This window comes from Reyranella sp. (genome assembly GCF_052439685.1).
In the GTDB taxonomy this organism is placed as follows: domain Bacteria; phylum Pseudomonadota; class Alphaproteobacteria; order Reyranellales; family Reyranellaceae; genus Reyranella.
This window is the reverse complement of the sequence record NZ_JBQVQG010000068.1, coordinates 288-2764: the sequence shown is the minus strand read 5'-3', so window position 1 is coordinate 2764 and position 2477 is coordinate 288. Positions and strand designations below refer to the sequence as shown.

General features: G+C 66.0%; 2 protein-coding genes. Both read right to left on the bottom strand.

The window, feature by feature from the left end:
• Positions 1 to 64: 64 nt before the first annotated feature.
• Positions 65 to 673 carry a UPF0149 family protein gene (locus ACT6UX_RS30325; protein WP_444778851.1) on the bottom strand — a complete coding sequence of 203 codons (609 nt, stop codon included), beginning with the start codon at positions 671 to 673 and terminating at the stop codon, positions 65 to 67.
• Positions 670 to 2244, bottom strand: coding sequence for an IS66 family transposase (gene tnpC, locus ACT6UX_RS30320; protein ID WP_444778850.1), 1575 nt, complete (start codon positions 2242 to 2244; stop codon positions 670 to 672). Before tnpC ends, ACT6UX_RS30325 begins: the two co-directional genes overlap by 4 nt.
• Positions 2245 to 2477 lie beyond the last annotated feature (233 nt).

Here is a 2477-nt window from a genome sequence, read left to right as displayed (position 1 = left end):
CTTGAAGGGACAATCGAACGACCAGGAGACGCCGGTTCCTCCAACTTAACCGTGGTCCGAAGAATCAGGGCAGGTCAGTGCGGCGAGCACGCACTCGGCGCGTCTTGGCAGGCTTAGACGAAGTGGAGCGCTTTGGGTTGCAGGCCTGTCGCAGAGCGACCACGGCATCGGCGATGTGTTGGTGGGCGGTGGTGCGGCGGCGAAGCTGCTCGGCCTTGGGCATATCCGGCAGGAAGCCGGTTCCCATGTCGTGCGAGAGGAAGATCGGAGCGAGTGTGAGCCGCATGTCGGTGAGCAGCACTTCGGTCCATTCCTGAACGCGCAGAGTTATGCCGCGCATGAACCCGACCGCCCAATGGTCGACGACGAGGTGATCGGCATCGAACATGAAGATCGGGCGATAGGCCTTGGGATGGTCGGCCAGTATCGCCGATACCTCGTTGTAGCGATTGAAGATCGTGTTGACCGCCAGATTCTCGGGCATGCCGGCAAGACCGTTGGGCACACGGCCGTTAAAGATCAGGGGCAACCATTCCGCGGGATGAACGAACACCGGCCCAGCCACCAGGGCGGCGATCAGGCCGTCGATCAAGCTCATGCCGACGGTGTCGTCGTCGCCTTTGCCGCGGAAGATCTCGTCGAGTTCGTCGTAGGTGTAGGCGGGCTTGGTCACCCGACCAGCTTATCCGCGCCATGCTGCTGCGCCCAGACCCAGGGCAGCAACTCATCGAGGCGCCGCATCGGCCAGCCGTCGACTAGCTTGGTGAGGATGTCGGTGAGGCAGGCCTGCGGCTCGATGTCATTGAGCTTGCAGCTCTCGACCAGCGACGCGACCACACCCCAGTGGACAGCCCCCTCGTCATGGCCGGCGAACAGGCTGTTCTTTCTGTTGAGGGCGATCGGGCGGATCGTGCGCTCGACTGTGTTGGTGTCGATCTCGATACGGCCGTCGTCGAGGAAGCGCCGCAGGCCATCCTGATGATTGAAGCCATAGCGGATGGCGTCGGCAATCTTGGCGCCCTTGGGGACCAGCCGCAGCTGCACCTCGAGCCAGGCGAACAGCTCGTCGACCAGGGGCCTGGTGCGCTGCTGGCGCACGGCCTGGCGCTGTGGCGCAGGTTGGCCGCGGATACTGTCCTCGATGGCGTACAGCTGGGCGATGCGGGCCAATGTCTGGCTGGTGATTGGGGCGTTGCCGCCTTTGGCAAGGTCATAGAACTGACGCCTGAAGTGCGACCAGCAATAGGCCAAGATCACTGCGCCGCCGGCGCGAGCCGGATTCGCCAGGGCGTTGTAGCCGGTATAGCCGTCGACCTGCAGGACGCCCGCGAACCCGGCCAAGTGGCGCAGGGCATGCTCACCACCGCGCCCCGGCGCATAGAGGTAGACGACCGCCGGCGGATCCGCGCCGCCCCACGGCCGGTCATCGCGGGCGATCGCCCACAGATACCCAGTCTTGGTCCGGCCGCGGCCGGGATCGAGAACTGGGGCACGCGTCTCATCGCAGAACAGCTTGGCCGAGCTCTTCAGCCGCTCCAGCATTCGGTGAACCACTGGCGCCAGCAGGAATGCTCCGCGGCCGGTCCACAGGGCAAGGTTGGAACGGTCGACGTCGATGCCCTGGCGGGCCAGGATCTGCCATTGCCGATAAAGTGGTAGATGATTGGCGTACTTGTTGACCAGGACGTGGGCCACCGTGGCTTCGGTCGGCAAGCCGCCCTCGATCAGCCGCGCCGGCGCCAGAGCTTGCACCACCGCACCCTCGCAGGCGCGGCAGGCGTACTTGGGCCGGCGCGTCACCAGCACGCGGTATTGAGCCGGGATGACGTCAAGCCGCTCGGACCGGTCCTCGCCGATCCGATGCATCGCCCCGTTACAGCACGGGCAAGCCGTGCTGTCGGGCTCGAGCACCTGCTCGATCCGCGGCAAGTGGGCCGGCAAGGGCACGCGCTTGGTCTCAGCGCGCCGCGGCGTCGATCGCACCTTGTCGTGCTTCTCCTCATCAGCCTGGGCCGCCGCGACGGCGATCTCGAGGTCTTCCAGCGCCAAGGCGAGTTGGGCGGGATCGAACTTCTCGGAGCGCCGGCCGAACTGGGCGCGCCGCAACGTCTGCAGCATCGCCATCAGCCGCTCGAGCCGACTGTCGCGCTCGGCCAGTTCGCTGGCGTGATGGGCTCGTTCGGCCAGGAGCAAGGCACGCAATGCGGCGAAGTCGTTGGGCAGATCTTCAAGCGCTGCGCTCACGGTCTGCAGTCAACCACATCACCGATGTCAGCGCGGTTGTGATATCGCTCACTGAGTCATCAGGTCGCGCCGGCTACTGCACGGCAAGCGGCGTGCGCACCCGGCGCGCGTGCACGCGCGTCCAATCCAGTCCTTCCAGCAGCGCCGTCAACTGGCCGGGGGGGGGGGGGGAGACGCATCACGCCATCCACGTCGCGCGGCCAACGGAACTGGCCTTCGCCAAGGCGCGTGGA